Source organism: Bacteroides sp. D2, assembly GCF_025147085.1.
Taxonomy (GTDB): domain Bacteria; phylum Bacteroidota; class Bacteroidia; order Bacteroidales; family Bacteroidaceae; genus Bacteroides.
Genome location: NZ_CP102261.1, coordinates 5,124,246 through 5,150,888 on the forward strand (window position 1 = coordinate 5,124,246; position 26,643 = coordinate 5,150,888).

Annotated in this window: 25 protein-coding genes and 2 tRNA genes; 11 read left to right on the forward strand and 16 right to left on the reverse strand. The window is 40.3% G+C overall.

What is annotated here, in order from left to right; all coding sequences use genetic code 11:
- The first annotated feature begins 78 nt into the window (after nucleotides 1-78).
- Entirely contained in the window at nucleotides 79-1,308 is a 1,230-nt protein-coding gene (gene serB / locus NQ505_RS18900; protein WP_004311666.1) for a phosphoserine phosphatase SerB, read from the forward strand.
- Between the two features lie 46 nt (nucleotides 1,309-1,354).
- Nucleotides 1,355-2,623, forward strand: a complete 1,269-nt coding sequence (locus NQ505_RS18905; protein WP_004295906.1) for a DEAD/DEAH box helicase — start codon at nucleotides 1,355-1,357, stop codon at nucleotides 2,621-2,623.
- 50 nt (nucleotides 2,624-2,673) lie between these two features.
- Here NQ505_RS18905 and NQ505_RS18910 read toward each other — a convergent pair whose 3' ends face one another.
- The 3 genes from NQ505_RS18910 to rfbC are packed head-to-tail and all read right to left on the reverse strand — an operon-like array spanning nucleotide 2,674 to nucleotide 5,396.
- Nucleotides 2,674-3,471, reverse strand: coding sequence for a DUF4738 domain-containing protein (locus NQ505_RS18910; protein ID WP_004295905.1), 798 nt, complete (start codon nucleotides 3,469-3,471; stop codon nucleotides 2,674-2,676).
- Nucleotides 3,472-3,507: 36 nt separating this feature from the next.
- A complete protein-coding gene (locus NQ505_RS18915) occupies nucleotides 3,508-4,821 on the reverse strand; it encodes a UDP-glucose dehydrogenase family protein (RefSeq protein ID WP_008998713.1) in 1,314 nt (437 codons plus the stop codon).
- 26 nt (nucleotides 4,822-4,847) lie between these two features.
- Entirely contained in the window at nucleotides 4,848-5,396 is a 549-nt protein-coding gene (gene rfbC / locus NQ505_RS18920; RefSeq protein ID WP_004303149.1) for a dTDP-4-dehydrorhamnose 3,5-epimerase, read from the reverse strand.
- A gap of 90 nt (nucleotides 5,397-5,486) precedes the next feature.
- Between rfbC and NQ505_RS18925 the strand changes: the two genes are divergently transcribed.
- The gene (locus NQ505_RS18925; RefSeq protein ID WP_259825640.1) at nucleotides 5,487-6,572 is read left to right on the forward strand and encodes an SPOR domain-containing protein; all 1,086 of its coding nucleotides are present in this window, start codon (nucleotides 5,487-5,489) and stop codon (nucleotides 6,570-6,572) included.
- Between the two features lie 18 nt (nucleotides 6,573-6,590).
- Nucleotides 6,591-7,124 (forward strand): FHA domain-containing protein, encoded by a 534-nt coding sequence (locus tag NQ505_RS18930; RefSeq protein WP_008998259.1) that lies wholly within the window; start codon nucleotides 6,591-6,593, stop codon nucleotides 7,122-7,124.
- A gap of 75 nt (nucleotides 7,125-7,199) precedes the next feature.
- Here the strand turns inward: NQ505_RS18930 and NQ505_RS18935 are convergent, their stop codons facing one another.
- Nucleotides 7,200-8,639, reverse strand: coding sequence for a tagaturonate reductase (locus tag NQ505_RS18935; protein ID WP_004295900.1), 1,440 nt, complete (start codon nucleotides 8,637-8,639; stop codon nucleotides 7,200-7,202).
- A gap of 26 nt (nucleotides 8,640-8,665) precedes the next feature.
- Nucleotides 8,666-9,733, reverse strand: a complete 1,068-nt coding sequence (locus NQ505_RS18940) for a substrate-binding domain-containing protein (RefSeq protein ID WP_004303151.1) — start codon at nucleotides 9,731-9,733, stop codon at nucleotides 8,666-8,668.
- A 198-nt stretch (nucleotides 9,734-9,931) separates the two neighbouring features.
- Here NQ505_RS18940 and uxaC point away from each other — a divergent pair, with 198 nt between their 5' ends.
- Entirely contained in the window at nucleotides 9,932-11,338 is a 1,407-nt protein-coding gene (gene uxaC / locus NQ505_RS18945; RefSeq protein WP_008998262.1) for a glucuronate isomerase, read from the forward strand.
- Nucleotides 11,339-11,492: 154 nt separating this feature from the next.
- Here uxaC and NQ505_RS18950 read toward each other — a convergent pair.
- From NQ505_RS18950 to NQ505_RS18965, 4 genes are all read right to left on the reverse strand, one after another.
- A tRNA-Lys gene (locus tag NQ505_RS18950) sits at nucleotides 11,493-11,565 on the reverse strand.
- Nucleotides 11,566-11,597: 32 nt separating this feature from the next.
- Nucleotides 11,598-11,670, reverse strand: a tRNA-Lys gene (locus tag NQ505_RS18955).
- A gap of 89 nt (nucleotides 11,671-11,759) precedes the next feature.
- Complete coding sequence (locus NQ505_RS18960; RefSeq protein ID WP_004295897.1) at nucleotides 11,760-12,563, reverse strand: MBL fold metallo-hydrolase; 804 nt, start codon at nucleotides 12,561-12,563, stop codon at nucleotides 11,760-11,762.
- A gap of 82 nt (nucleotides 12,564-12,645) precedes the next feature.
- Entirely contained in the window at nucleotides 12,646-14,034 is a 1,389-nt protein-coding gene (locus tag NQ505_RS18965; protein ID WP_004295896.1) for a peptide MFS transporter, read from the reverse strand.
- 96 nt (nucleotides 14,035-14,130) lie between these two features.
- Here NQ505_RS18965 and NQ505_RS18970 point away from each other — a divergent pair, with 96 nt between their 5' ends.
- Nucleotides 14,131-14,553, forward strand: a complete 423-nt coding sequence (locus tag NQ505_RS18970) for a BT0820 family HAD-type phosphatase (RefSeq protein WP_008998264.1) — start codon at nucleotides 14,131-14,133, stop codon at nucleotides 14,551-14,553.
- Between the two features lie 112 nt (nucleotides 14,554-14,665).
- Here the strand turns inward: NQ505_RS18970 and NQ505_RS18975 are convergent, their stop codons facing one another.
- Nucleotides 14,666-14,914, reverse strand: a complete 249-nt coding sequence (locus NQ505_RS18975) for a DUF6965 family protein (RefSeq protein WP_004295894.1) — start codon at nucleotides 14,912-14,914, stop codon at nucleotides 14,666-14,668.
- A 144-nt stretch (nucleotides 14,915-15,058) separates the two neighbouring features.
- On the opposite strand from NQ505_RS18975, the gene NQ505_RS18980 reads away from it, so the two are divergent.
- The 4 genes from NQ505_RS18980 (at nucleotide 15,059) to NQ505_RS18995 (ending at nucleotide 17,224) form a co-directional block, all read left to right on the forward strand.
- The gene (locus NQ505_RS18980) at nucleotides 15,059-15,493 is read left to right on the forward strand and encodes a copper resistance protein NlpE (RefSeq protein ID WP_008998265.1); all 435 of its coding nucleotides are present in this window, start codon (nucleotides 15,059-15,061) and stop codon (nucleotides 15,491-15,493) included.
- A gap of 90 nt (nucleotides 15,494-15,583) precedes the next feature.
- Nucleotides 15,584-16,033 (forward strand): DoxX family protein, encoded by a 450-nt coding sequence (locus NQ505_RS18985; RefSeq protein ID WP_004295892.1) that lies wholly within the window; start codon nucleotides 15,584-15,586, stop codon nucleotides 16,031-16,033.
- Nucleotides 16,034-16,126: 93 nt separating this feature from the next.
- Nucleotides 16,127-16,678, forward strand: coding sequence for a DUF3332 domain-containing protein (locus NQ505_RS18990; RefSeq protein WP_004295891.1), 552 nt, complete (start codon nucleotides 16,127-16,129; stop codon nucleotides 16,676-16,678).
- Between the two features lie 93 nt (nucleotides 16,679-16,771).
- On the forward strand, nucleotides 16,772-17,224 hold the full coding sequence (locus NQ505_RS18995; RefSeq protein WP_008647912.1) for a hypothetical protein: 453 nt from the start codon (nucleotides 16,772-16,774) through the stop codon (nucleotides 17,222-17,224).
- Here the strand turns inward: NQ505_RS18995 and NQ505_RS19000 are convergent.
- Nucleotides 17,178-19,487 carry a BamA/TamA family outer membrane protein gene (locus NQ505_RS19000; RefSeq protein ID WP_008998266.1) on the reverse strand — a complete coding sequence of 770 codons (2,310 nt, stop codon included), beginning with the start codon at nucleotides 19,485-19,487 and terminating at the stop codon, nucleotides 17,178-17,180. The genes NQ505_RS18995 and NQ505_RS19000 overlap by 47 nt on opposite strands.
- 142 nt (nucleotides 19,488-19,629) lie before the next feature.
- Here NQ505_RS19000 and NQ505_RS19005 point away from each other — a divergent pair, with 142 nt between their 5' ends.
- Nucleotides 19,630-20,394, forward strand: coding sequence for a TrmH family RNA methyltransferase (locus tag NQ505_RS19005; protein ID WP_008998267.1), 765 nt, complete (start codon nucleotides 19,630-19,632; stop codon nucleotides 20,392-20,394).
- Here the strand turns inward: NQ505_RS19005 and NQ505_RS19010 are convergent.
- From NQ505_RS19010 to ileS, 5 genes are all read right to left on the reverse strand, one after another.
- Nucleotides 20,345-20,731, reverse strand: coding sequence for a hypothetical protein (locus NQ505_RS19010; RefSeq protein ID WP_008998268.1), 387 nt, complete (start codon nucleotides 20,729-20,731; stop codon nucleotides 20,345-20,347). The two genes, NQ505_RS19005 and NQ505_RS19010, sit on opposite strands and share 50 nt — an antisense overlap.
- Nucleotides 20,732-20,736: 5 nt before the next feature.
- Nucleotides 20,737-21,813 (reverse strand): DUF4296 domain-containing protein, encoded by a 1,077-nt coding sequence (locus tag NQ505_RS19015; RefSeq protein WP_008998269.1) that lies wholly within the window; start codon nucleotides 21,811-21,813, stop codon nucleotides 20,737-20,739.
- On the reverse strand, nucleotides 21,803-22,459 hold the full coding sequence (locus NQ505_RS19020) for a lipoprotein signal peptidase (protein ID WP_004295884.1): 657 nt from the start codon (nucleotides 22,457-22,459) through the stop codon (nucleotides 21,803-21,805). The genes NQ505_RS19015 and NQ505_RS19020 overlap by 11 nt, the downstream gene beginning before the upstream one ends.
- A gap of 97 nt (nucleotides 22,460-22,556) precedes the next feature.
- Nucleotides 22,557-22,937, reverse strand: coding sequence for a TraR/DksA family transcriptional regulator (locus NQ505_RS19025; RefSeq protein ID WP_004295883.1), 381 nt, complete (start codon nucleotides 22,935-22,937; stop codon nucleotides 22,557-22,559).
- Between the two features lie 35 nt (nucleotides 22,938-22,972).
- The gene (gene ileS / locus NQ505_RS19030) at nucleotides 22,973-26,461 is read right to left on the reverse strand and encodes an isoleucine--tRNA ligase (RefSeq protein WP_008998270.1); all 3,489 of its coding nucleotides are present in this window, start codon (nucleotides 26,459-26,461) and stop codon (nucleotides 22,973-22,975) included.
- Between the last annotated feature and the right edge of the window lie 182 nt (nucleotides 26,462-26,643).

Genomic DNA, 26,643 nt, shown 5'->3' on the forward strand with positions numbered 1-26,643 from the left:
TGGGGTATAACTTTTTATATTATTTAGCATAAAAACGAACTTTTTTCTCTACTTTTGCAGCGTTAAAGTCTATTTTTTATGCAACCATCAAATACTGAATTGATTCTGATTCGAGTTACCGGCGAAGATCGCCCGGGACTGACTGCTTCCGTGACCGAAATCCTTGCCAAATATGATGCCACGATTCTTGATATCGGCCAGGCAGATATTCATAATACATTATCGCTGGGTATCCTGTTCAAGAGTGAAGAAAGACATTCCGGATTCATTATGAAGGAATTGTTGTTCAAGGCTTCTTCCTTGGGAGTGACCATTCGGTTTGAACCTATCACCACCGAGCAATATGAAAACTGGGTAGGTATGCAAGGGAAAAACCGTTATATCCTGACGGTTCTGGGACGCAAGCTTTCCGCCCGACAGATTTCTGCCGCTACAAGCATATTAGCCGAACAGGGCATGAATATTGATGCTATCAAACGTCTGACAGGTCGTATCCCGTTGGATGAATGTCAGGCAGATACACGTACCAGGGCTTGCATCGAATTTTCAGTGAGAGGTACTCCGAAAGATCGCATTGCGATGCAGGAGAAGCTGATGAAGTTAGCTAGCGAACTGGAAATGGACTTTTCTTTCCAACAGGATAATATGTACCGTCGTATGCGCCGTCTGATCTGTTTTGATATGGACTCTACATTAATCGAAACAGAGGTGATTGACGAACTGGCTATCCGTGCCGGTGTAGGCGACGAAGTAAAAGCAATCACAGAAAGCGCCATGCGTGGAGAAATAGACTTTACAGAGAGCTTTACCCGCCGTGTAGCACTATTGAAAGGGCTGGACGAATCAGTCATGCAGGAAATAGCCGAGAGTTTGCCTATCACAGAGGGCGTAGAACGGCTGATGTATGTATTGAAGAAGTACGGTTACAAGATTGCTATCCTTTCGGGAGGATTCACTTATTTCGGCCAGTACCTGCAAAAGAAATACGGTATAGATTATGTCTATGCCAACGAACTGGAAATCATCGACGGCAAACTGACCGGACGTTACCTGGGAGATGTAGTAGACGGAAAACGGAAAGCCGAACTGCTCCGCCTCATTGCACAAGTGGAAAAGGTGGATATTGCACAGACCATCGCCGTAGGAGATGGAGCTAATGACCTCCCTATGCTAGGGGTTGCCGGACTGGGAATTGCTTTCCACGCAAAGCCTAAAGTGGTGGCAAATGCCAAGCAATCAATCAACACCATCGGGCTGGACGGAGTGCTCTATTTCCTCGGATTCAAAGATTCTTACTTGAATATGTAATTAGACCAAAAAATAGATTATCTTTGCTGACAAATTAAATAAAAGAATGAAGTTTTCCGAACTACAATTAAATGCAAATGTGCTTGAGGCGCTTGATGCCATGCGATTTGACGAATGTACGCCTATACAGGAGCAGGCAATTCCAATCATACTTGAGGGTAAAGATTTGATCGCAGTAGCACAGACAGGAACAGGTAAAACGGCCGCGTTTCTACTGCCTGTATTGAATAAATTATCTGAAGGTAAACATCCGGAAGATGCGATTAATTGTGTCATCATGTCTCCCACCCGGGAATTGGCCCAACAGATCGACCAGCAAATGGAAGGGTTTTCCTATTTTATGCCGGTATCGAGTGTCGCCGTATACGGTGGAAATGATGGAATATTGTTCGAACAACAGAAAAAAGGACTCACTTTAGGAGCTGATGTTGTTATTGCTACTCCCGGACGTCTGATCGCCCATTTAAGCCTTGGATATGTAGATCTTTCCAAGGTTTCTTATTTTATTCTGGATGAAGCAGACCGGATGCTCGACATGGGATTCTATGAAGATATCATGCAAATTGCAAAATATCTGCCAAAGGAACGACAGACAATCATGTTTTCTGCAACAATGCCTGCAAAGATTCAGCAATTAGCAAACACAATCTTAAATAATCCGTCAGAGATAAAGCTCGCAGTTTCCAAACCTGCAGAAAAGATTATTCAGGCGGCATACGTTTGCTACGAGAATCAAAAGCTGGGAATCATACGCAGTCTTTTTATGGATGAAGTTCCGGAACGTGTGATCGTCTTTGCATCTTCCAAAATCAAAGTTAAAGAAGTGGCCAAGGCGTTGAAATCAATGAAGCTGAATGTAGGTGAAATGCATTCGGACTTGGAACAGGCTCAACGGGAAACGGTTATGCACGAGTTTAAAGCCGGACGAATCAATATATTGGTAGCTACAGACATCGTTGCACGTGGTATAGATATCGATGATATCCGCCTGGTTATCAACTTCGACGTGCCTCACGATAGCGAAGACTATGTACACCGTATCGGACGTACAGCACGTGCCAACAATGATGGTGTAGCACTTACGTTCATCAGCGAGAAAGAACAAAGTAACTTCAAAAGTATTGAGAACTTCCTGGAAAAAGAGATTTATAAAATTCCTATTCCTGAAGAATTGGGAGAAGCTCCGGAATACAAACCGCGTTCTTTTAGCAAGGGCAAGGGTGGCAACTACAAAAGAAAAGATTTCCGGGGAAAAAGGAATAATAATAACGGAGGAAAGAGAAATAACCGTCCGTCTCCCCCCAGACAAAATTAAAGCAAGGCTTTTTAATCCGGCACTATACGATCTGAATGTATGGTGCTTTTTTATTTGGATGAAGTGATAGTCAAATCTCCTTTAAAACTTACTTCCATATTTACAATGCTATATATGGAAGTTTCCGGAATGGCCAGGACAGCTTGATAATGAAAACCGTTCCGGTCTACTTTCATAAACTTTGTATCTGACAGGATGGATTGCTCCAGAAAATCGACAGGAAGTACTTTGTCAAACATCTGTTTGGTAACATCGCTGGCAAACAGGCTCTTTTTACCTTCATACACACAAATGTGCATCACATTATCATAGTATACATTATCCATGCTAATCCCGTCTTCGGAATAAGTCGTCTTGATGACTCTCATTTTAGAAGGATTAATATATACGTATGCGCGATAGCGAGTGCCATTATAAGTCACTACACTATCGCGTTTGGTTACTTCCGTATATGCCGGAATGACTAATTCCTGACGGACAAAATAGATTGAATCATTGGCATCTTCGGATTTATGCAACTTAATTACATCATCCGTTATGGAATGAAACCAGAATATATGTTCTGCCTGCTTATCAATCTTGTAATAAGTAGTATCATTTCCATAAGTATAAAGAGTATCCCGTATTATTTTAAATGCAATGGGAGTACTTTGCACATCTGCATAGTAGATAGTATCTCCTTCTACACGCATCAACGGGCTCTCCGTTTCATCGTCCAGCCAAATTCCCTGCAGTAGTCCTTTTGCACTAAGATCCTCTTTCTCTTGTTGAAGAGAATGGGGACTCTTATTGCCGCTACATGCCGCGAAAAAGATTGCCATTAACGATACAGCCACATTTTTCATCATCTATTTTAGTTTTTGTATAAAGATACTCTTATTTTTTTATTTACCAATACAGTGATAAATAAATCCGAGTTCTTCCATCTCTTTTTTATCATATATATTACGTCCGTCCAACACAATCTGCTGGGACATCGTTTTCTTGATAACGGCCCATGAAGGCAGACGGAATTCTTTCCATTCGGTAACCAGCATCAACACATCAGCATCCAGTACGGCATCATACATATCGCAAGCATAATAGATAGTATCACCAATCCTGCGCTTACATTCTTGCACGGCAGCCGGATCGTATGCGCGTACTTTACAACCTGCTTTCAGCAATTTATCGATCAGGACTAATGCCGGAGCCTCACGCATATCATCCGTTTCCGGTTTAAATGCCAATCCCCACAAAGCAACAGTCTTACCCTGCAAATCACCATTAAACTGTTTCATTAACTTTTCGAACAAGACGCTTTTTTGGTTCTCATTCACTTCTTCCACAGCCGTAAGTACCCGCATGGTATAACCATTCTGTTCTGCTGTTTTAATCAATGCCTTCACATCTTTGGGGAAGCAGGAACCACCATATCCGATACCCGGGTACAGAAACTTACGTCCGATACGGGTATCCGAACCTATCCCACTACGCACCATATTCACATCCGCACCAACAATCTCGCACAAGTTTGCAATATCATTCATAAAACTTATACGGGTTGCCAGCATCGAATTTGCCGCATATTTAGTCATTTCCGCAGACGGAATATCCATGAAAATCACACGGAAATTATTCAATAAGAATGGTTTATATAGTTTGGACATCAATTTCTCCGCACGTGCCGACTCCACTCCCACTACCACGCGGTCCGGGCTCATAAAGTCACTGATAGCATTTCCTTCTTTAAGGAATTCCGGATTAGAAGCCACATCAAAATCAACCGTCACACCTCTCTTATCCAGTTCTTCCTGAATAACCGCACGAACCTTACTGGCAGTGCCTACCGGAACGGTACTTTTGGTAACTACCAATTTATACTGTTTCATATTGCGACCAATGGTACGGGCCACCTCCAATACGTATTTCAAATCAGCGCTGCCATCTTCATCCGGAGGAGTTCCAACTGCACTGAATATAACTTCCACTTCATCCAGACAACTTTCCAATGAGGTAGTAAACTTCAATCGCTTTGCTTTCATATTACGGAGTACCATCTCTTCCAATCCATTTTCATAAATTGGAATGTTCCCCTTTTGCAAAGATTCGATTTTCTCTTTGTTCGTGTCTACGCACGTTACATTCACGCCAATTTCGGCAAAACATGTGCCTGACACCAGACCCACATACCCTGTTCCCACGATTGCAATTTTCATACTTAATCTATTGTTTGTTTAGAAATTCATTCAAAATAAACGGCGTCCTTGAAAGCAGTTCCCTCTCTGTCTTTCGCAGATAATAACATTTGCGACTCTGCCAACGGCCAGTCGATCCCCAATGTTTCGTCATTATATAAAATAGAGGCTTCCGCTTGCGGAGCATACTTGTTATCTACCTTATATGTAAAAACAGCTTCTTCACTCAAGACAGCAAAGCCATGAGCAAAACCACGGGGAATAAAAAATTGTCTCTTATTTTCTTCACTAAGCAATACACAAACATGCTTTCCAAACGTAGGCGATGATTTACGCAAATCAACGGCAACGTCGAGCACTTCTCCTTTAAGAACACGAACTAGTTTCGCCTGACTATGTTCTCCTTTTTGATAGTGCAATCCACGCAATACACCAAAAGATGATTTCGACTCGTTGTCCTGTATAAAGTTTACGGGACCAATATTGGCTTCAAACTCTTCTTTCTTATAGGCTTCCATAAAATAGCCCCGTTCATCGGAGAAAACTCTAGGCTCGATCAGCCATACTCCGTCTATTTCTGTCTGTATATAGTTCATTATTGATAGTGATAAATAAAACGATGCAAAAGTAGTGAATTTTTCGAAGTTTTCTGGGATATATTCAATTTATCTCTTAATTTTGCAGACATGATTGAATTGGCACAACATATAGAGACTTTACTACTGGAAAACGACTGCGTCATTGTTCCGGGATTTGGTGGTTTTGTAGCGCATTATTCGCCCGCAACCCGCGTAAAGGAAGAAAATATATTTTTACCTCCTACCCGTACAATCGGTTTTAATCCTCAATTAAAACTGAATGACGGCGTACTGGTGCAATCTTATATGTCAGCATACGACACAAGTTTTGCTGACGCCAACCGTATAGTAGAAAAAGAAGTAAACGAATTTATCGGTCTCCTTCATGAGGAAGGGAAAGCCCATCTGGATAATATAGGCGAGATTCATTATAACATTTATGGCAACTACGAGTTCATTCCTTATGATTATAAGATAACGACTCCTTCATTATATGGTCTCGACTCTTTTGAAATACATGAACTTTCGGCTCTGCAGCAGAAAGAAAAAGTATTGATACCGACTTATCCGGAAAAGGAAAAGAAGACTTTTGAAATTAGTATCAACCGTGCGTATCTCCGCAATGCTGCAGCAATGATTGCTGCCATCGTACTGTTCTTTGCCTTTTCAACTCCGGTAGAGAATACCGATGTTCAAAAGAACAATTATGCACAGTTATTGCCCAGCGAGCTTTTTGAGCAAATAGAAAAGCAATCGGTTGCAATAACTCCTGTTTATGTTAAGAACGATGCTGCGCAACAAGCAAAGAAGTTTTCTGCTTCTTCCGCTTCAACCAAAACTTCATCTGCTAAAAAGCATACAACGGATAAAGCCAAGACTTCCAAACCGATTGCAGTAAGAGAAGTGAAAGTGGTAAAACAGGAAACAGCGGCTCCTGCTCCTGCGGTGAAATCTCAAGAAAGTGCAAATCATCCTTTTCATATCATTGTGGCAGGAGGAATCAGCCTGAAAGATGCAGAAGCTATTGCAACCCAATTAAAATCAAAAGGATTTGCTGATGCAAAAGCTCTGAACACTGATGGCAAAGTACGTGTCAGTATCAGTTCATTCAACAACCGTGATGAAGCGACCAAGCAATTACTTGAGCTAAGAAAAAACGAAACTTATAAGAATGCCTGGTTACTGGCTAAATAAAAAAACCTTTTAAAAAGCATGAAACGAGTTCTTTGTCCTAAATGTGAGAATTATCTTTATTTTGATGAAACCAAGTATAGCGAAGGCCAATCACTGGTATTTGAATGCGAACATTGTGGCAAGCAATTCAGTATCCGGTTAGGAAAAAGTAAAGTTAAGGCTCTTAGAAAGGAAGAAAACCTGGAAGAAGAAGCTGAATCTCATAAAGAAGAATTCGGATATATCACTGTTATCGAAAATGTATTTGGTTTTAAACAGTTACTTCCCTTGCAGGAAGGTGACAATGTCATAGGCCGCCGTTGTGTAGGAACAAACATTAATACTCCCATTGAAAGTGGTGATATGAGCATGGATCGACGCCATTGCATCATCAATATAAAGCGTAATAAGCAAGGAAAGCTAGTCTACACATTACGAGATGCTCCTAGTCTCACAGGTACTTTCCTTATGAATGAAATTCTGGGAGATAAAGACCGTGTACATATTGAAGATGGCGCTATTGTGACAATTGGAGCTACTACATTTATTTTGCATACGGCTGAACAAGAATAATAAATAACTTGATAATAAAAAATAGCGCCACTTGTTCAGAGAACAGTGGCGCTATTTTTTTATTTAGTCTTCTAATTACAGAATACCTTTAACGGTCTCAAGCATTCCTTTTTCCTGGATAGAATCCAAATCAGCTTTTACGGCTTCTGTCAATCCCGGGATCTTATTCAAATCTTCTCCCCAAATAAAATCTGCAGCCAGAACACCTTCAGCAACTTTCTTTGTGCAACCTGTTGCCCAAAGTTCTTTCAGCAAGTTCATGATTTCAGGAGCATCATTCGGAACAATTTCAGCACCATCAGCACGTACACCACCTTTATAATAAGTAATGATAGCGGCTAAACCAAGCACCAGTCCTTTAGGAAGTTCACCTTTACGTTCCAGATAAGTCTTCAATCCCGGCAAATCACGAGTTTCGTATTTAGGGAAAGAATTCAGCATGATGCTGGTTACTGCATGATCCACGAACGGATTGTTGAAGCGTTCCAATACATCATTTGCAAATTTCTCCAACTCATCCTTCGGCAAGTTCAAAGTTTCCATCAGTTCGTCAAACATTACCTTGTGGATATATTTGCCAATCACTTCGTGCTGGCAAGCATCACGTACAATATTCACTCCCGAGAGATAGGCAACCGGAGAAAGAACAGTATGCGGGCCATTCAACAAAGTAACCTTACGTTCGTGATAAGGAGCTTCTGACGGTACAAATAATACATTCAAGCCTGCCTTGTCAGCCGGGAACTCTTTTGCAACTTCCTGCGGAGCTTCAATAACCCACAAATGGAAAACTTCAGCCTGAACAACCAGATTATCATCATATTGCAGTTTTTCTTTGATAGCAGCAATATCCTTGCGCGGGAATCCCGGAACAATACGGTCTACCAATGTTGCATATACACCACAAGCTTCTTCAAACCAAGTTTTAAACTCATTACCCAGGTTCCACAATTCAATATATTGATAAATTGTTTCTTTCAACTTATGACCATTCAGGAAAATAAGTTCGCAAGGGAAAATAATCAAACCTTTTGTCTTATCACCATTGAATGTTTTAAAACGATGATACAGTAATTGAGTCAGCTTACCCGGATAAGATGAAGCAGGAGCATCTTCAAGTTTACAAGCCGGATCAAAAGCAATACCAGCCTCTGTAGTGTTTGAAATAACAAAACGCATTTCAGGTTGCTCTGCCAACTTCATAAACTCGTCATTTTGAGTATATGGGTTTAAAGCGCGGCTGATTACATCAATCATTGTCAAGCTGTTAACAGCCTCTCCTTTATCCAATCCTTGAAGGTTTACATGATAAAGATCATCCTGTGCATTCAGCATATCGACCATACCTTTATCAATCGGTTGAACCACTACTACACTGCTGTTGAAATCAGCTTTCTGGTTCATGTTATAAATAATCCAATCTACAAATGCACGCAAAAAGTTACCTTCGCCAAATTGGATAATACGCTCCGGACGTTGTGTTTTAGGAGCAGTTTCTTTGTTTAATGCTTTCATGTTAGTTGTAATTTATAAAGTTGATATTATACAAATTCAAAATAAAAATCAATGTTTTCCTTTATCAGGATATCAATAGGCATGTATTTTACAGGTTCAACAGACTTCTTAAACACGACATGATCGCACAAAGCCTTCACCCCACAATATCCTTGCAAACCCGGACGTTGCCCGATTAAATAATGCACATCACCGGATTTTAATAAATCTACGTTTGCTTTCAGAAGGTCATATCCTATCAGTCCTTTCATGCTACGTCCCGCATGACGAAGATACTCTCCCAACTGATACACTCTGGAATTAAATACAACTCCCAGTAAAGCCTTCGGATGTGCCTGAAAAAACTCATCCAATGTCTGTTGGTTACTTTCCTGATCGGATTTATTAAGTACTACCTCATGGATTACCAAGTTATTATATTCTTCGGCAATGTAACTCATAAAACCATCCAAACGGCGTTGCATCTGTATTTCAGCCGGATTATCTTTATTGTTACTTAAAAACAAAACCAACTCCTGGCCTTCTCCTGCCGAATAATTGCGCATCAATATTTTCGCTGCGATATATCCGCTCTTATATGAATCCTGCCCGATATATGTCAATGCTTTCGCTTCTTCCATATTGAAATCGACAAAAGCATAAGCGATCTTATTTTCCTGTAAATAGGCTGTCAGCGCCAGTGTCTCTTCCCGAAAATTCGGAGAAATCAATACCGCATCCACATTCTTTTCTTTTATGGAAAGGCAGGCTTCCTGATAACTCTTCTCATCCCCATGGTGATAGCACAGATAATCTATACTCACATTAAAAGGACGCAACTCTTGCCGGGCACGCTCAATCCCCCCTACTACCGAATGCCAATAATCATGCTCTATATAATAAGGTATCAAACAGAGGAAAGAATATTTCTTTTTAGCAGCCAAACCGATAGCAAACACATTGGGCTGATAATGAATCTCATCCAACACCTTTTGTACTTTGGCTTTGCTTTTGGGAGACACGTCACCGCGATTGTGCAACACCCTGTCAACCGTTCCGGCGGAAACACCGGCCATACGGGCTATGTCTTTAATGGTATAGTTCTGGTCCTCCATAGTGCTAAAACTTAAATATTATAAATAATCGCTGCAAATATACGAATTATTTTGTTACTCCAAGTAAATTTTCTATTTTTGTGTTCGATAACGGTTAATAAAACTAAAACGAGATTTACGCCTATTAGCTTTAAAATCAATACTATATAGGTATAAATACAGAAAGTAATAATTTTATATACTTAAAACACAGTAATAATGAAGAACTTCATGGACGAAAACTTCTTGCTGCAAACAGAAACTGCGCAAAAGTTGTATCACGAGCATGCGGCTAAAATGCCGATTATCGACTATCACTGTCATCTTATCCCTCAAATGGTAGCTGACGACTACAAGTTTAAATCACTGACTGAAATCTGGCTGGGCGGTGACCACTACAAATGGCGTGCAATGCGTACAAACGGTGTAGACGAACGTTTCTGCACAGGAAAAGATACCACAGACTGGGAAAAATTTGAAAAATGGGCGGAAACAGTACCTTATACTTTCCGTAATCCATTGTACCACTGGACTCACCTTGAACTGAAAACAGCATTTGGTATCAATAAAATATTGAATCCACAAACTGCACGTGAAATTTACGATGAATGTAATGAGAAACTGTCTCAACCCGAATATTCAGCTCGTGGAATGATGCGTCGCTATCATGTAGAAGCCGTTTGCACAACAGATGATCCTATCGATTCATTGGAATATCATATCAAAACACGCGAAAGCGGATTTGAAATCAAGATGTTACCAACATGGCGTCCTGATAAGGCTATGGCTGTAGAAGTCCCTGCAGATTTCCGCAGTTATGTAGAAAAACTGGCAGAGGTAAGTGGTGTTACAATCTCCAACTTTGATGATATGATCGCTGCTTTGCGCAAACGTCATGACTTCTTCGCAGAACAAGGCTGCCGTCTGTCTGACCATGGTATTGAAGAATTCTACGCAGAAGATTATACAGATGCTGAAATCAAAGCTATTTTTAATAAAGTATATGGTGGCGCAGAATTGACCAAGGACGAAATTCTGAAATTCAAATCGGCAATGCTTGTGATCTTCGGTGAAATGGACTGGGAAAAAGGATGGACTCAACAATTCCATTACGGCGCTATTCGTAACAATAACACGAAGATGTTTAAATTACTGGGTGCTGATACAGGTTTCGACTCTATCGGTGAATTCACAACTGCCAAAGCAATGGCTAAATTCCTTGATCGCCTAAACACTAATGGCAAATTGACTAAAACAATCCTCTACAACTTGAACCCATGCGCCAACGAAGTGATTGCAACAATGCTGGGTAACTTCCAGGATGGTTCTATCCCGGGAAAAATCCAATTTGGTTCCGGATGGTGGTTCCTCGATCAAAAGGATGGTATGGAAAAACAAATGAATGCTTTGTCAGTGCTCGGTCTTTTGAGCCGCTTCGTAGGTATGCTGACAGACTCCCGTTCCTTCCTATCCTACCCGCGTCATGAATATTTCCGCCGTACATTGTGTAACCTGGTAGGACGTGACGTAGAAAACGGAGAAATTCCGGCATCTGAAATGGATCGTGTAAACCAAATGATTGAAGATATCAGCTACAACAATGCCAAGAACTTCTTCAAGTTCTAATAGATAGTAGTTACACTATAAAAAAAATACCGCTACCAAAGTCGAATATAGCTTTGAGTAACGGTATTTTTTATTCCTACAGCTGAACAATAACAACCCAAAGGCTCTTAACAAAAAAGGAGAACCTTTTAAGTTCTCCTTTTAATAATCTTTGTACACCCTCAGGGACTCGAACCCTGGACCCATTGATTAAGAGTCAATTGCTCTACCAGCTGAGCTAAGAGTGCAACATTTTATTTTTATTGCAACGTCGAATTTGTACACCCTCAGGGATTCGAACCCTGGACCCACTGATTAAGAGTCAGTTGCTCTACCAACTGAGCTAAGAGTGCTTAATTCCTCGTTTGCGGTTGCAAAAGTAGGTCTTTTATTTTATTTGACCAAACAATCATGCAGCTTTTTTACTATCTTTTTTTCGTCTTTATTCGAACACATAAAGCTCGGAAGGCGTATTTCGCTTTAAAGCAAGTAGTTGCACATCTTTGCCTACAATAACACCTTTGTTCTTTAATTTCCATTCCACCGTTTTATAAGCCAGCTCCGGGTGATTATTGTCTTTACTTAAATGGCATAACCAGATATATCGCAAATGTTCAGTGATATTTTCCGCCAGAAACTCTGCAGTATCAGAGTTACTCATGTGTCCGGTTTTACTTGCAATCCGTTCTTTCAGATATTGAGGATAAGGCCCCATTTTGAGCATTTCCTCATCGTAGTTGGCTTCAAGTATCAAATAATGGGCTTTACTGATATAATGAGCAGCTGTAGGAGTAATCTCTCCAAGGTCGGTTAAGAAAGAAAAGACTTTGCCATCAATTTCAATGCAATATCCCACATTGTCCGTTCCATCGTGTGGCACTTCAAAAGATTCAATATGAAAATCTTCCAGCGTCATAGGCTCTTGCTTTTCCAGATAACGAACTGACGAGCTAAGTTTCTCCGTCATACAATAGCTACGATTGATTCCAGCATGAATACGTGCGGTTGTATAAACAGGAATATTCATTTTTTCTCCCAGATTACCCACTGCTTTAATATGGTCAGCATGATCGTGCGTTATAAATACCGCACGAATACTATCCATCAAGATATTATAATCTTTCAGTGATTTTTTGATAGTACGTATGCCGATTCCGGCATCTATCAGTATCCCATAGGTTTCAGTGCCCAAATAATAACAGTTCCCACTACTGCCACTCGCCAGGCTTATAAATTTTACTTTCATGTTTTATCCTCTTTATTAAAATGCAAAATGCCGTCAACTTTTACAGCAAAGTGACGGCAAATATACATAAAAAAGCAGAGAATTACCGAGAAGCCTCCTTCTTTTTGTCGATGGATTCGGTGATTTTTGCAAATAATAGTAGCGCTACAGCGGCAATCAGGCCTATAGCAGCAAAGTAATACCATATATAATGGGCATTTCCGCTAGCTGCCTCCCATGCTTCCCGCGTCTCGAACAAAGCCGGATCCGGACAATATTTAGTGAGCAAAATTCCCGCCAGACCAAAACCGAAAATAGAAGAAAGGAATGAATGTAAATGACTGAATCCTAAATACATTCCTTCTTCTCCTTTCGGAGCCTGTAAAGAGAAATATTCCAGATAACGCGGTGAAATGAAACATTCGGCAAGCGCCTGCACAACTATACCTGCAATCATCATCAGAGTAATATTACTCATGCCTGTAATAAGATCATTACCCAGCAGATTTCCACATGCCATCAGTAATGCCGAAATAGGAATCAAAAACATTCCCACATTCATCGAAGTAATCGCACTGCGTTTGGCCATCAAACGAGTGATAAAACTAACGCAGCAAACCACCACAAACGGATTCACGTTGGCAATCCAACCCGGTTTTGCCGTCTCGCCAGCCATACGAATCACATATTTAGGCATAGTGGCATAAAGCTGCTGTTGCACCATCCAGAAACCAGTAACAATCAAAATAAGAATCAATAAACGCCAGTTTGTGATGATTCGCATAAATCCCTGTCCAATCTCATGGAGACTTTTTCCTTCACCTGCCGTATGCGTCGATTTATAAAGAAGAATAACAGCAAGTAAAGCAACTATTGTCATCGCACCGGAGAAATAATTAATATAGATATACGCTTGTTCACCAATGACATTACGCAAAGGATCGATAATCGTTTTACCGGTGAAAGCACCCACATTTACCATCATATAAAATATGGAATAACCACGGGCACGAGTTGCTTCCGTTGTTTCTTTAGCCACAGAAGCGGAGATAATGGACTTAATGAAAGAACCTCCCACCATAAGCACAAACAAAACCGGCACGATGATCCACCGGGTATAGCTATCAGGCAAACCATTAAATTGAGTAGTGGCACCATAACTAACCAAACCGGCAGCTTCCAGTAAAGTGGGCAGTACACCCAGCCCTAAATATCCGATGGATAATAAGGAAAACGCTATAATCATTGATTTCCGGAAACCGATCTTGTCAGCATAAGCACCGGAAAAAATAGGAAGCAGATACAATCCACCGGAAAAAAGCCCGGAAATCATACTTGCTTCAAAATCATTAAAACCTAAAATAGAAGATAGATAAATAGTGAGAACGATGAAAACGGCATAATATGCCATACGCTCAAACAGTTCGACTGTGTTGCTGACCCAAAATGCTCTCGTAAAGCCTTTAGCAGCACGCTGAGGGGAATTGTTCATGTATTTATTAATTTATTAAAATGTTAATTTGATACAAAGATACGTTTTTTTGGCTTACTGTCCGTATCTTTGTTCCAAATTAGGTAATTAAAAACTATGATTATAGCTGTTGATTTTGACGGAACGATTGTAGAACATCGTTATCCACGCATTGGTGAGGAGATTCCATTTGCTGTTGACACATTAAAGTTATTGCAACAAGAAAAGCATCGTTTAATACTATGGAGTGTGCGTGAAGGGGCACTTTTAGACGAAGCTGTCGAATGGTGTAAAGCCAGAGGTCTCGAATTCTATGCCGTTAATAAGGATTATCCTGAAGAACAAAAAGACCATCAGGGATTTTCACGAAAGCTGAAAGCCGATATGTTCATTGACGACCGGAATTTGGGTGGTTTACCGGATTGGGGAGTCATTTATGAAATGATTAGAGAGAAAAAGACGTTTGCAGATATCTATAGCCAAAACGGAGAAGAAGAAAAAACGTCATCGAAAAAGAAGAAAAGATGGCTGCCTTTTTAGGAAGCTGATAAATATCAAACTAATAAAATAGAAATGCACTCTTATCTGACATGATTAGAGTGCATTTCTATATTCATAAATGATTTATCATTCAACATTGAATCGCAATTTGCTACGCTTCTTTATTTTCCCACTTTTCCCTAAACTCCCATAATTGCTCAATAGTGGGATGAAAAGTCGGATTCTCCCAGTTTCTGGAAATCATTGCAATCAAAGACTCCAAATACGATTTACCATCAATAATGGTAGTACATTTATTGACCTGATATCTTTCTGTTGGATAATTCTTTGTCTCAATCATCTTTTTTGCCCAGTTCAATAATTCCTGAACAGCTTCATTGTCATAAGTATGTTGTGCCATATCTTTAGAATTTTCCGCAAAGATACAAAGTTTATTTATTCATAAATAAAGTTGTTCGTTTCTTTTTACTATAAAGATTCCATTTTAAATTTATACCTTTACGTCCAATATACTCAATTAGACTAACTAATAGAAACAATAATTATGAAGAAAATTTTCATTTTAGTATGTTCATGTGCTCTTTTGGCAGCATGCAACAATAGCGCGAAAACAAACAAGAGTGCCGGTGCAGACAGTACTTCAATCGAAGTAACCGATATCCATAATGCGGAAAATTCACTTGATTACGAAGGAACTTATAAGGGAGTTTTCCCCGCTGCCGATTGTCCGGGTATTGAAACAACCCTGACATTAAATCCGGACAAAACATTCAGCCTCCATTCCGTATATATCGATAGAGACAGCTCATTTGACGAAAAAGGTACATATACTTTAAAAGACAACCTGTTGACTCTTAAAGAAGAAGGCGGAGAACTTTCTTATTATAAAGTAGGAGAAAATCATTTACGCAAACTAACAATGGATAAACAAGAAATAACCGGAGAACTTGCAGACCATTATGTTTTAAATAAAGAATAAGGTCTAAACAAATTTTGCTATCAATAGAGAACAAAATCAAGATTTTTTATGTTTATATAAATAGATATAAACTTAAAAATAGAACAACTTATGATTTATAGTTTTTTATTTCCCACAAAATCGAATACAACGAAAGTATCTTTGTTGCTATTGGCTGTCCGGATCATCTTCGGTATATTATTAATGAACCACGGTATCCAGAAATGGAGTAACTTCCAGGAGATGTCAGCAGTATTTCCTGATCCGCTTGGAATAGGAAGTCCCCTATCTCTCGGATTAGCAATTTTTGGCGAACTCGTATGTTCGATGGCATTTATCATCGGATTCCTGTATCGCTTGGCAATGATCCCGATGATTTTCACAATGATAGTAGCCTTCTTTGTTGTTCATGCTAATGACGTATTTGCGGTTAAAGAGCTAGCCTTCATCTATTTAGTTGTATTTATATTGATGTATATTGCCGGTCCCGGTAAATTTTCAATAGACCATATCATAGGAAACGAATTGTCACGGCGGAAGTCAAGAGTATACAAAAATTAGAAATAATAGCCCCGATTAATTAAAAAATATTATATTTGCATACACATAAGAGAGAAATTATCAATATTTTTTATTAATCAAAAACATTTTAACATGAAAAGAGGAAAACTGACTTTAGTCGCAGTAGTACTTAGTGGTAGCTTATTATTCAGTTCTTGTGTAGGATCATTTGGTTTATTCAACCGCCTGTCTTCCTGGAATCAATCAGTTGGAAACAAGTTTGTAAACGAACTCGTATTCCTTGCTTTCAACATTGTTCCGGTTTATGGTGTAGCTTACCTGGCTGATGCTTTAGTTATCAACTCAATCGAATTCTGGAGTGGCTCCAATCCGATGGCTAATGTAGGTGACGTAAAGAAAGTAAAAGGAGAAAACGGCAACTACATGGTGAAAACTCTTGAGAATGGATATTCCATTACTAAAGAGGGCGAAACTGCTTCAATGGACCTGATCTACAACAAAGAAGCCAACACATGGAATGTCGTTGCAAACGGTGAAAGCGCTGAATTAGTAAAAATGAACAATGATGGCACTGCTGATTTGTTCTTGCCAAATGGCGAAAAGATGAATGTAACGCTGGATGCTCAAGGCATGCTGGCAGCACGCCAGGCTACAATGAGCAATTTTATGTTTGCCGCCCGCTAAAAATAAAAACAAATACGAAGGAGATGAAACATCATATAGGAGTTTCATCTCCTTTTTCAATCTTATCTTCTTCTATCAAGAATCTTTTGTACTATGAATAAACTACATACACTTATCTATTCTGTTCTAATCTTCACCTGTCTATCTTGTCAGCAACAGACTCCCCAAACTCAAATAGAACAGACAGCCATAGATTTCTGCGAAGCCTTTTATAATTTCAATTATCCGGTCGCCAAAGAATGGAGCACGCCTTCTTCTCAATCTTATCTTAGTTTCTTAGCATCTAATGTCGGGCAAACCCATCTGGAGCAACTTAAGACACGAGGCGCTGCAAAAGTTTCTGTTATTTCAAGTGAGATAGATGCTAATTTAGAAGAAGCGTCAGTTGTCTGCCAAATCAAAAATGCATTCGTCATTCATCCCATCGGAGGAAAAATGGAATACGTAAGTTCCCTGCAAGATACGCTCGAATTAGTAAGAGTAAATAATAAATGGCTGATTAGAAAGGATATCCCACAGCAAAATGGAAAGCAAAGTCACGACTGAATTTAGGATGAATGATGGGGAAATGCTCTTTCCTCGTTTCATAGGCAGGATTGACAGCTTTCATACCTCCATCAAAGCGCAGAATAAAGAAATCCAAATCCAGTCGGAGACCTAATCCGTAGGCCACTGCTATTTGCTTATAAAACTTATCAAACTTGAAAACTCCTCCCGGTTGATTGGCATAACTCCGGATGGTCCAGATATTACCAGCATCAATAAATACCGCCCCCTGAAACTTCCAGAATAACTTGCTTCGGTATTCGATACTGGCGTCCAGTTTAATATCTCCGGATTGATCGAGCAAATTTCCATTTCCTGCAAAAGAACCCGGTCCCAAATCGCGAACACTCCATCCGCGGACACTATTGGCTCCACCAGAGAAATATTGTTTCTCAAACGGAATAGTCTTCGCATTTCCATAAGGTACAGCTATTCCCACACCGGCATGAAACGCAAAAGAGTTACGATAATCGATTCTGATATTCTTAGCAAAATCAAACTCCCCTTTCAGATATTGAGCATAAGGAATTCCCAGAATAGCATATTCACCATTGCTATTCTTCCGAATGTTTGCAGCCTTTGACAGAGCATACATTACATTTCCCGCCGATTCGAAATTAAAACGGATGGAGTATGAATTAGAAGCAATCGTATTATTGATAATCGATCCTCCCACGCTATTATAATTATAACTATATCCCATATTTATAATCAGTCGATCCTGATAATTATACTGGAATATATGGTTCTGTCCTTTATTTATATAATCTTCCTTAAACCTTTCAGAGATACGGGGCAAATAAAGGAAAGCAATATTTATCAAATCAATACGGTGTTGTATCTTCTGACGCTGTGTCCACTTGTAACTCCAGTTAGCAGAAGCCATCGTGCGCAAGAACTCCGGTCGCAACTGATAATTATATTGTAAACCAAACTCTGTTGTAGCCCTGATTTTCCGCTTAAAATCAGAGGAAATGAATGGGAACAGGAAATTAGGAAAGTTGATACTCGTTTCCACCCCATATTCCGTATAGTTATTATTTGAATAGCCTGCCTGAAGCCCGGAAATAACCTCATACGCTCCACGGAATTTTATCATAAACGTTTCCGATCCGCGAAAGAGATTCCTATTCTGGAAAGAAACGGAAGCTGCCGCTCCCAAGTCACCGGCAGAATTGGTTCCCTCTACCTCGAAAGATACCGATTTATGTTTGCTCTTAGTCAACATCACGTAACAATCGAGCATTGTTGAATCTCCAACTTGAGTCTCGATAAAACGGATATTTGTATATTTCAATGCAGACAAACGCCCGAAACTGGAATAAGTTTGCTGCACATCACGCTCATTAAACAAATCACCGGAAGCAAACCGAAGGTTATCCGTAAGCACTTTAGGACGTAAATAGAGCTTATCCTTATAGTAAATCGGATATCCCTTATAATGAACCGAATCATTAATATCCACACTACTCAAGGCAGAAGACTGCAAAACGTCATAATCTGTAATAAAATTAATCTTATTAATCCAATATTGCTGATGTGCCCTTGCCGAATCACTCGCATGCGCTTTATACATCTGCAAATGTTGAGTCAGATCTACATTATAAGTATTACGAACCGTATCGGCTGTATATCCGATATAATCCTTATTAAATTTATAGTAGCCATTCCGAAGCAACTTATTCGTGATACGTTGTCTGTCCGCATCCAATACATTCACATCCAAATACATTCCTTCCTTCAACAAGCTTCTGGCAGAATCCTGTTTGAGAAGAGAGGCTATTTTAGGATCATAAATATCATATTTGATAGATTGAACAACGTAGGGTTTGCCGGCCGTTACATCATAATACAGCTTAATCTTTTTCTTTTTTATTTTAGTCGAACGCTTCACGGTTGCCGCCATATATCCCATATTATGCACAGCCTTAGTAATCTCTTCTTCAGAGCGTTTCGCTTCGTCCTCGCTATATATTACAGGAGCATCCCCTATCCTTCTTAAAAATTTGTTTCCCCATTTGGTTGAATCACGTCCCGACAGATTGTAGACATAAAGTTGAGTCTTTATCAGGCTGAACCACTTGGCATTAGGATTTTGACGAACATACATACGTAAGGAAGAAGGCCGTATGTTTTTCTGGTCCGTACGAATTTTAACTTCATCCAGCAAATAAGAACCATCCGGCACAAACTTAGTGGTAGTACACGAAGCAAGTGACAAGACAGCAGCAGAAGCAAGTAAATAAAGAAAATTTCTCCTCATACGGTTTTACATCGATAGCATAAAAAATGCGCTTACAAAGATAAATTATATTTTCCGACGGGAAAAATAAATTAAGAAAAAGAGAGGAAAGTAAGGATAGATTGGAAATATCTTTATAGCTTTGCAAAAGAATATCAAATTTATGGCATCACTAAGTAAAAACAAAATAAAGTATATCCACTCGCTGGAACTGAAGAAAATACGCAAAGAAGAAGGAGTATTTCTGGCTGAAGGTCCTAAATTGGTAGGTGATTTACTCGGACATTTTCCTTGTCGTTTTTTAGCAGCCACTTCTTCCTGGCTTCAGGAACATCCCGATATAGATGCAAGTGAACTGGTAGAAGTTTCACAGGAAGATCTTTCACGGGCCAGTTTATTGAAAACTCCCCAACAGGTACTTGCCATTTTCGAACAACCATCCTATACGGTGAATCCGGAAGTCGTGCACCAATCACTTTGCCTTGCATTGGATGATGTGCAAGATCCTGGAAATCTGGGTACTATTATCCGCTTGGCCGATTGGTTTGGCATCGAGCATATTATCTGCTCACAGAATACGGTAGACGTATATAACCCCAAAACCATACAAGCCACAATGGGAGGAATTGCCCGGGTGAAAGTGCATTATACTTCCCTCCCCGATTTTATCCGTTCACTCGGAGACACTCCTATATTCGGAACTTTCCTGGACGGAAAAAATATGTATGAGCAACCATTGTCTGCCAATGGCCTGATAGTAATGGGAAATGAAGGAAATGGTATAGGAAAAGAAGTCGCTACATTGATTAACAGAAAATTATATATTCCTAATTATCCGGAAGGTCAGGAGACATCCGAGTCTCTTAATGTAGCCATCGCTACCGCAGTAATCTGTGCCGAGTTCCGTCGACAGGCTGCATGGAAGTAAAATCAAAAGGATAAAATAAATAAGGAAATAGGGCTTCCCCCTTCCTTTCCGCTTCATGCAGATACTCCATCAAACATTGGGAAGATTGATTCGGAACATTGGGAAGATTGGATGGAAACACTGGGATGTTTTTAAAAATCATCCCAGTGTTTTTTATTTTTTCCATTTGATTTTCAGAAAGCAGTGCAATCACTCCCGGCATCCATTCGACCGATTCAATCTCTTCAGTCAATGGAAATACATCTCGGACAATTCCCTCACCGGTGATCTCCACCACCTGCTGCTTCATAAATCCTACAGCAGGTATCAGCAAATAATGAGAAGCAAAACGTTTCATTACGATCAGCGATTTTGGCGTCTTTGTTGTTGCTGCCTGCGTTGATTCATCTGACGTTCCTTTCTTTGCTCCATTCTTTCCTTCTGGATATGTTGTTCCACTTCAATCTGTTCCGGTTTCTTCTCGCGATGAGTTCCCGTACGACGACGGTTCATTTCTTCCGGTGTCAGACGTTGCATATCATCTTTCTCCTTGTCTATCATCTTATGCAAAGAGTCGGCATTTTCTTTAGCAGATATCTTCTTCAAAGAATCCGCCTTCAAAGCTTTTATCTTGTTCAAAGAATCGCGGACAGCAAACGAAACTGTGTCCGTACAATGATAACGAGTCATCATGAAACGGTCAGCCAGTAATGCTCCTCCCTTTTCCAGACTATCTGCCGGATAATAAATGAAGCCTTTTATCTCTTTCATTGGACCTAATGTATCTGCAAACAAACGAATCTGTTGCACACCCGGTTCAGTCACCGTTTTCCAATGATTGATCGTATCTTTCTCATAAATCACCTGCATGGCCATCGTAACGCCTCTTAAAGAGTCGGCAAGCATCGGTTCGAGGAATCGATAGCGTACTTCCCATACCAGCGTATCACGGTCTTTGTAGTTAGAGTCGGTCGGCAAAGTAAATACATATTGATTATTCATCATTTCACCGGTCAAACGAATCATACGCTGCCACGGCCAGACATCAATACTGTCACCCTGCTTAGTCATTTTCGGTTTCTTATCACGTTTGGCTATCAGGTCACCCACAAGTTCCTGTTCGTCTTTCAAACGCTTTTTCACCTTATCATAAATCTTCGATAAAATCTCTGTGTTACGTGTATACCAAACCATGGATGAGTCAAATGCAGCCTGCGTAGTCCCATATTTCTTAAAAACGGCGTCGATATACAATGCCTTCTTATAATTCTCACTATAAGGCAAATTATCTCCCATAGACTTTGCCACATGATAATCATACAGCAAATTCTCCATCTTCGATTCCGAGATTACATCACTGGGTCTTTTCACTTTACACCCGGCTACCGCAAAAACGAACATGCAGATGAGACACAGATGAAACCGAAATTTATTTTTCATGATCCGTAGCTTCCTTTTTATCTTTATCCAGCGAATGATAAGACTCATTCAAATATTTACTATAAAAGAGTAACAAGGCAATGATACCGCAACTGATAGCGGCATCCGCAAAATTAAAGATCGGACTAAAGAATATAAAATGCTCTCCACCCACAAACGGCATCCATGTAGGCCAGTTTGTATCTATAATCGGAAAGTAAAACATATCCACCACTTTTCCGTAAAACCAGGTAGAATATCCACCACCTTCGGGCATGAAACTGGCAATCTGCGAATGAGTGCTTTCATTGAAAATAACTCCATAGAACACGCTATCTATGATGTTCCCCAAAGCACCGGTCAGAATAAGAGCCACACAGACGATATAACCTGTTTTAAAACCTTTCTTTATGATTTTATAGAGATACCACCCTATCAATGCTACCGCAACAATGCGGAATGTTGTCAGGAATAACTTGCCGAAGATTTCCATACCGAAAGCCATCCCGTTGTTTTCGGTGAAATAGATATAAAACCAATCGGTCACACGTATACTTTCATGCCAGTACATGTGAGTTTTAATCCAGACCTTGATGATCTGGTCAATAATCAATACGGAAAAGATAACGAGAAGGGCAATTCTCCCCTTCGTGAATAGTTTCTTCATGTGTTTATTATAAGTTAAACATAACGAGCTACAAGTGCCGTGCGTAAACTTTGCGCAGCTACTTGTAGCTCGTTACCTGTAGCCTACTTGCTATCTGTTATTTTTTACCACTGTTCTTTGCTTCAATACTTAATGTAGCATGAGGAACAGCACGCAAACGTTCTGCCGGAATCAACTTTCCGGTTTCACGGCAAATGCCGTACGTTTTATTCTCAATACGTACCAAAGCAGCTTGTAATCCTTGGATAAACTTCAGCTGACGTTGTGCCAATCGGGTCGTTTCTTCCTTGGAGAGCGTATTAGCTCCTTCTTCCAATACTTTATACGTAGGAGATGTATCGTCGGTATCATTACCGTCCAGTCCCATCAAACTTTTCTTCAACTGTTCATAGTCACGTTGTGCCAATTCCAGTTTCTCCATAATAATGGCACGGAATTCCTCGAGTTCCGCATCCGAATATCTAGTCTTTTCTGCCATAACTTTACAATTTTAAAAGGTTAATCAATATAGTATTAGTCTTTTATCACGTTCACAAACAATGAGAAGTCGTCAAACTCCAGCATTGTTCCGTCTTTCACTTCATCTACAAGTTCAAGAGATGTGCCTAAAACCTGGTTACAAATATAAGTATTATATTCATTTACCGCATCATCTGTTTGCGTATTTTTCGAGATTGTTATTTTTATTTTGTCTGTAATCTCGAAGCCGCTTGACTTACGTATATTCTGAATACGGTTCACCAGTTCACGAGCAATACCCTCGCGACGCAGTTCTTCGGTAATGGTCACTTCAAGCGCTACTGTCAGTTTGCCTTCGTTGGCAACCAACCATCCCGGAATATCTTCACTAAAGATCTCGACATCTGATGCTTCAATAACAGCTTCCGCACCATCCAGGTTTAATGTATACTTTCCGTTTTTCTCCAATTCACCGATGGCTTCCTGTGACATTTCTGCAACAGCAGCAGCTACTGCTTTCATTTGCTTGCCAAATTTCGGGCCTAGCTTTTTAAAGTCACATTTCACTTTTTTCACCAATACACCGGCTGCACCATCAACGAATCTGACTTCTTTTACGTTCACTTCATTCATAATCAGGTTCTTCACAGCTTCGATATGAGCTTTCTGCTCTTCATCTACCACCGGAACCATGATACATTGCAGCGGTTGGCGTACCTTGATATTCACCTTGCGGCGCAATGCCAACACCATAGATGTAACATCCTGTGCCATTTGCATGCGGGCTTCCAGTTCCTTGTCTATCATTTCTTCCTGATATTTCGGGAATTCGGCAAGATGGACAGAAACTACATTGTCGCGTCCTGTTGCTGTAATCAAGTCAGTATACAGGCGGTCTGCATAGAACGGAGATACAGGAGCCATCAGTTTGGCAACTGTTTCGAGACAAGTGTACAATGTCTGATAAGCAGACAATTTATCCTGTGTAAATTCACCACCCCAGAAACGTTTACGATTCAGGCGAACATACCAGTTGGACAAATTATCATTCACAAAATCAGAAATCAAACGTCCTGCCTTTGTCGGTTCATATTCATTATAGCATGTATCTACCTCCTTTATTAATGTATTCAATACAGACAAGATCCAGCGGTCGATCTCCGGACGTTCTGCCATCGGTACATCCGCTTCTTTATACTCAAATCCGTCTACATTCGCATAAAGCGCAAAGAATGAATACGTATTATATAAGGTACCGAAGAATTTACGACGAACCTCCTCCACTCCTTCAACGTCAAATTTCAGGTTATCCCACGGAGAAGAATTGGTAATCATGTACCAACGCAACGGGTCGGAACCATACTTTTCAATCGTAGTAAACGGATCGACAGCGTTATTCAAACGCTTAGACATCTTGTTACCGTTCTTATCGAGCACCAGACCGTTAGAAATAACAGCTTTATAGGACACACTGTCAAATACCATGGTAGCGATAGCATGCAAGGTAAAGAACCAACCACGAGTCTGGTCTACTCCTTCCGCGATAAAGTCAGCCGGATATACCTGACGGTTATCCAACAGTTCTTTATTTTCGAACGGATAATGGATCTGCGCGTATGGCATAGCACCCGAATCGAACCATACATCAATCAAGTCTGATTCACGCTTCATCGGTTTGCCATCTTTCGATACCAATATGACGTCGTCTACATAAGGACGGTGAAGATCAATCTTATCATAATTTTCTTCCGAATATTGACCCGGCACGAAACCTTTATCCTTGTATGGATTGGATTTCATAAATCCGGCAGCTACCGATTTCTCGATTTCATTATAAAGTTCTTCTACAGATTCGATGCATATCTCATCCGTATTATCTTCTGTACGCCAGATAGGCAATGGAGTACCCCAATAACGAGAACGGCTAAGGTTCCAGTCATTCAGATTTTCCAGCCACTTGCCGAAACGGCCGGTTCCGGTAGATTCCGGTTTCCAGTTGATGGTTTTATTCAATTCCATCATTCGCTCCTTGCAAGCGGTAGAACGGATAAACCAGCTATCCAACGGATAATAAAGCACCGGTTTGTCTGTACGCCAGCAGTGCGGATAGTTGTGGACATGCTTTTCTATCTTGAAAGCCTTGTTGTCTGCTTTCATCATCATAGCAAGAGCGATATCCAACGATTCGGCAGCTTGCGCAGCTTTCTCATCGTATTTGCCATCCACCATAAATTGAGGATCATAAGCATTTTTCACCCATGCACCCTGATATTCTTTGTATTTATCTACATCAACACATTCTTTTACGAAATTCTCATCCAGCTCATTCAACAGATAGAATTTACCAGTCAGATCCACCATCGGACGAGTTTCGCCTTTCTTATTAATCATGAAAAGTGACGGGATTCCTGCAGCACGTGCCACATTCGCATCGTCTGCACCAAATGTAGGCGCAATGTGAACGATACCTGTACCGTCTTCTGTCGTTACATAATCACCCGGTATCACACGGAAAGCCTTATCACTAGGCTTCCAGTTGCCATCTTCGGATACTTCAACCGGTTTCACCCAAGGAATCAACTGCTCATATTCCATACCGACAAGATCAGTGCCTTTGTATTCGGCAATCACTTTAAACGGTACAAGTTTATCTCCGGCTTTGTAGTCCTCCAATTTCAGATCAGCAGCTTTTGCATTGAAGTGTACATTCAATAAAGCTTTTGCCAGAACAACCGTGATAGGTTCTCCGGTATAAGCGTTGTAAGACTGTACAGCCACATAGTCAATTTTGGGTCCCACACAAAGAGCCGTATTTGAAGGCAATGTCCATGGAGTAGTTGTCCAGGCGATAAAATAAGGAGTTCCCCATTCCGTCATTTCCGGTTTAGGATTCTTCATTTTAAATTGGGCAACGGCCGTTGTATCTTTTACATCCCGATAACAGCCCGGTTGATTCAACTCATGTGAGCTCAATCCTGTTCCTGCAGCCGGTGAATACGGCTGGATCGTATATCCTTTATACAACAATCCTTTTTTATGCAGTTGCTTCAATAGCCACCATAATGTTTCAATATAGCGATTATCGTACGTGATATAAGGGTGCTTCATATCCACCCAATATCCCATCCGATGAGTCAGGTCTTCCCACTCCTTGGTATATTTCATCACGTCTTTCCGACAAGCCGCATTGTAGTCGGCAACAGAGATTTTCTTACCAATATCTTCTTTTGTGATACCTAACGCCTTTTCTACACTTAGTTCCACAGGCAGTCCGTGCGTATCCCATCCGGCTTTACGCTTCACCTGATAACCCTTCATCGTTTTGTAGCGACAGAAAATGTCCTTAATGGTACGAGCCATTACATGGTGAATACCCGGCATACCATTAGCCGAGGGAGGTCCTTCGAAAAACACGAACGAAGGACAGCCATCACGTTCTGTCATACTCTTGGCGAAAACCTGGTTCTCGTCCCATTTCTTCAGCACATCTTTGTTCACCTGCGAAAGGTCAAACTGCGAATATTCAGTAAATCTCTTACCCATAGCTGTCTACGATTTTACTATTTACAATTTACAATTTGAGGGGTATCCCCATTTTTAAGGGTGCAAATTTACAAAAACATTTGTTTAGTTGAGCAAAAAGCTAGGACTTTTAATCGGATTCGTGTGAAGTTAACGATTATAAACCGCCTACAGCCTAAACAAAACAGGTATCTCCTTGTTTT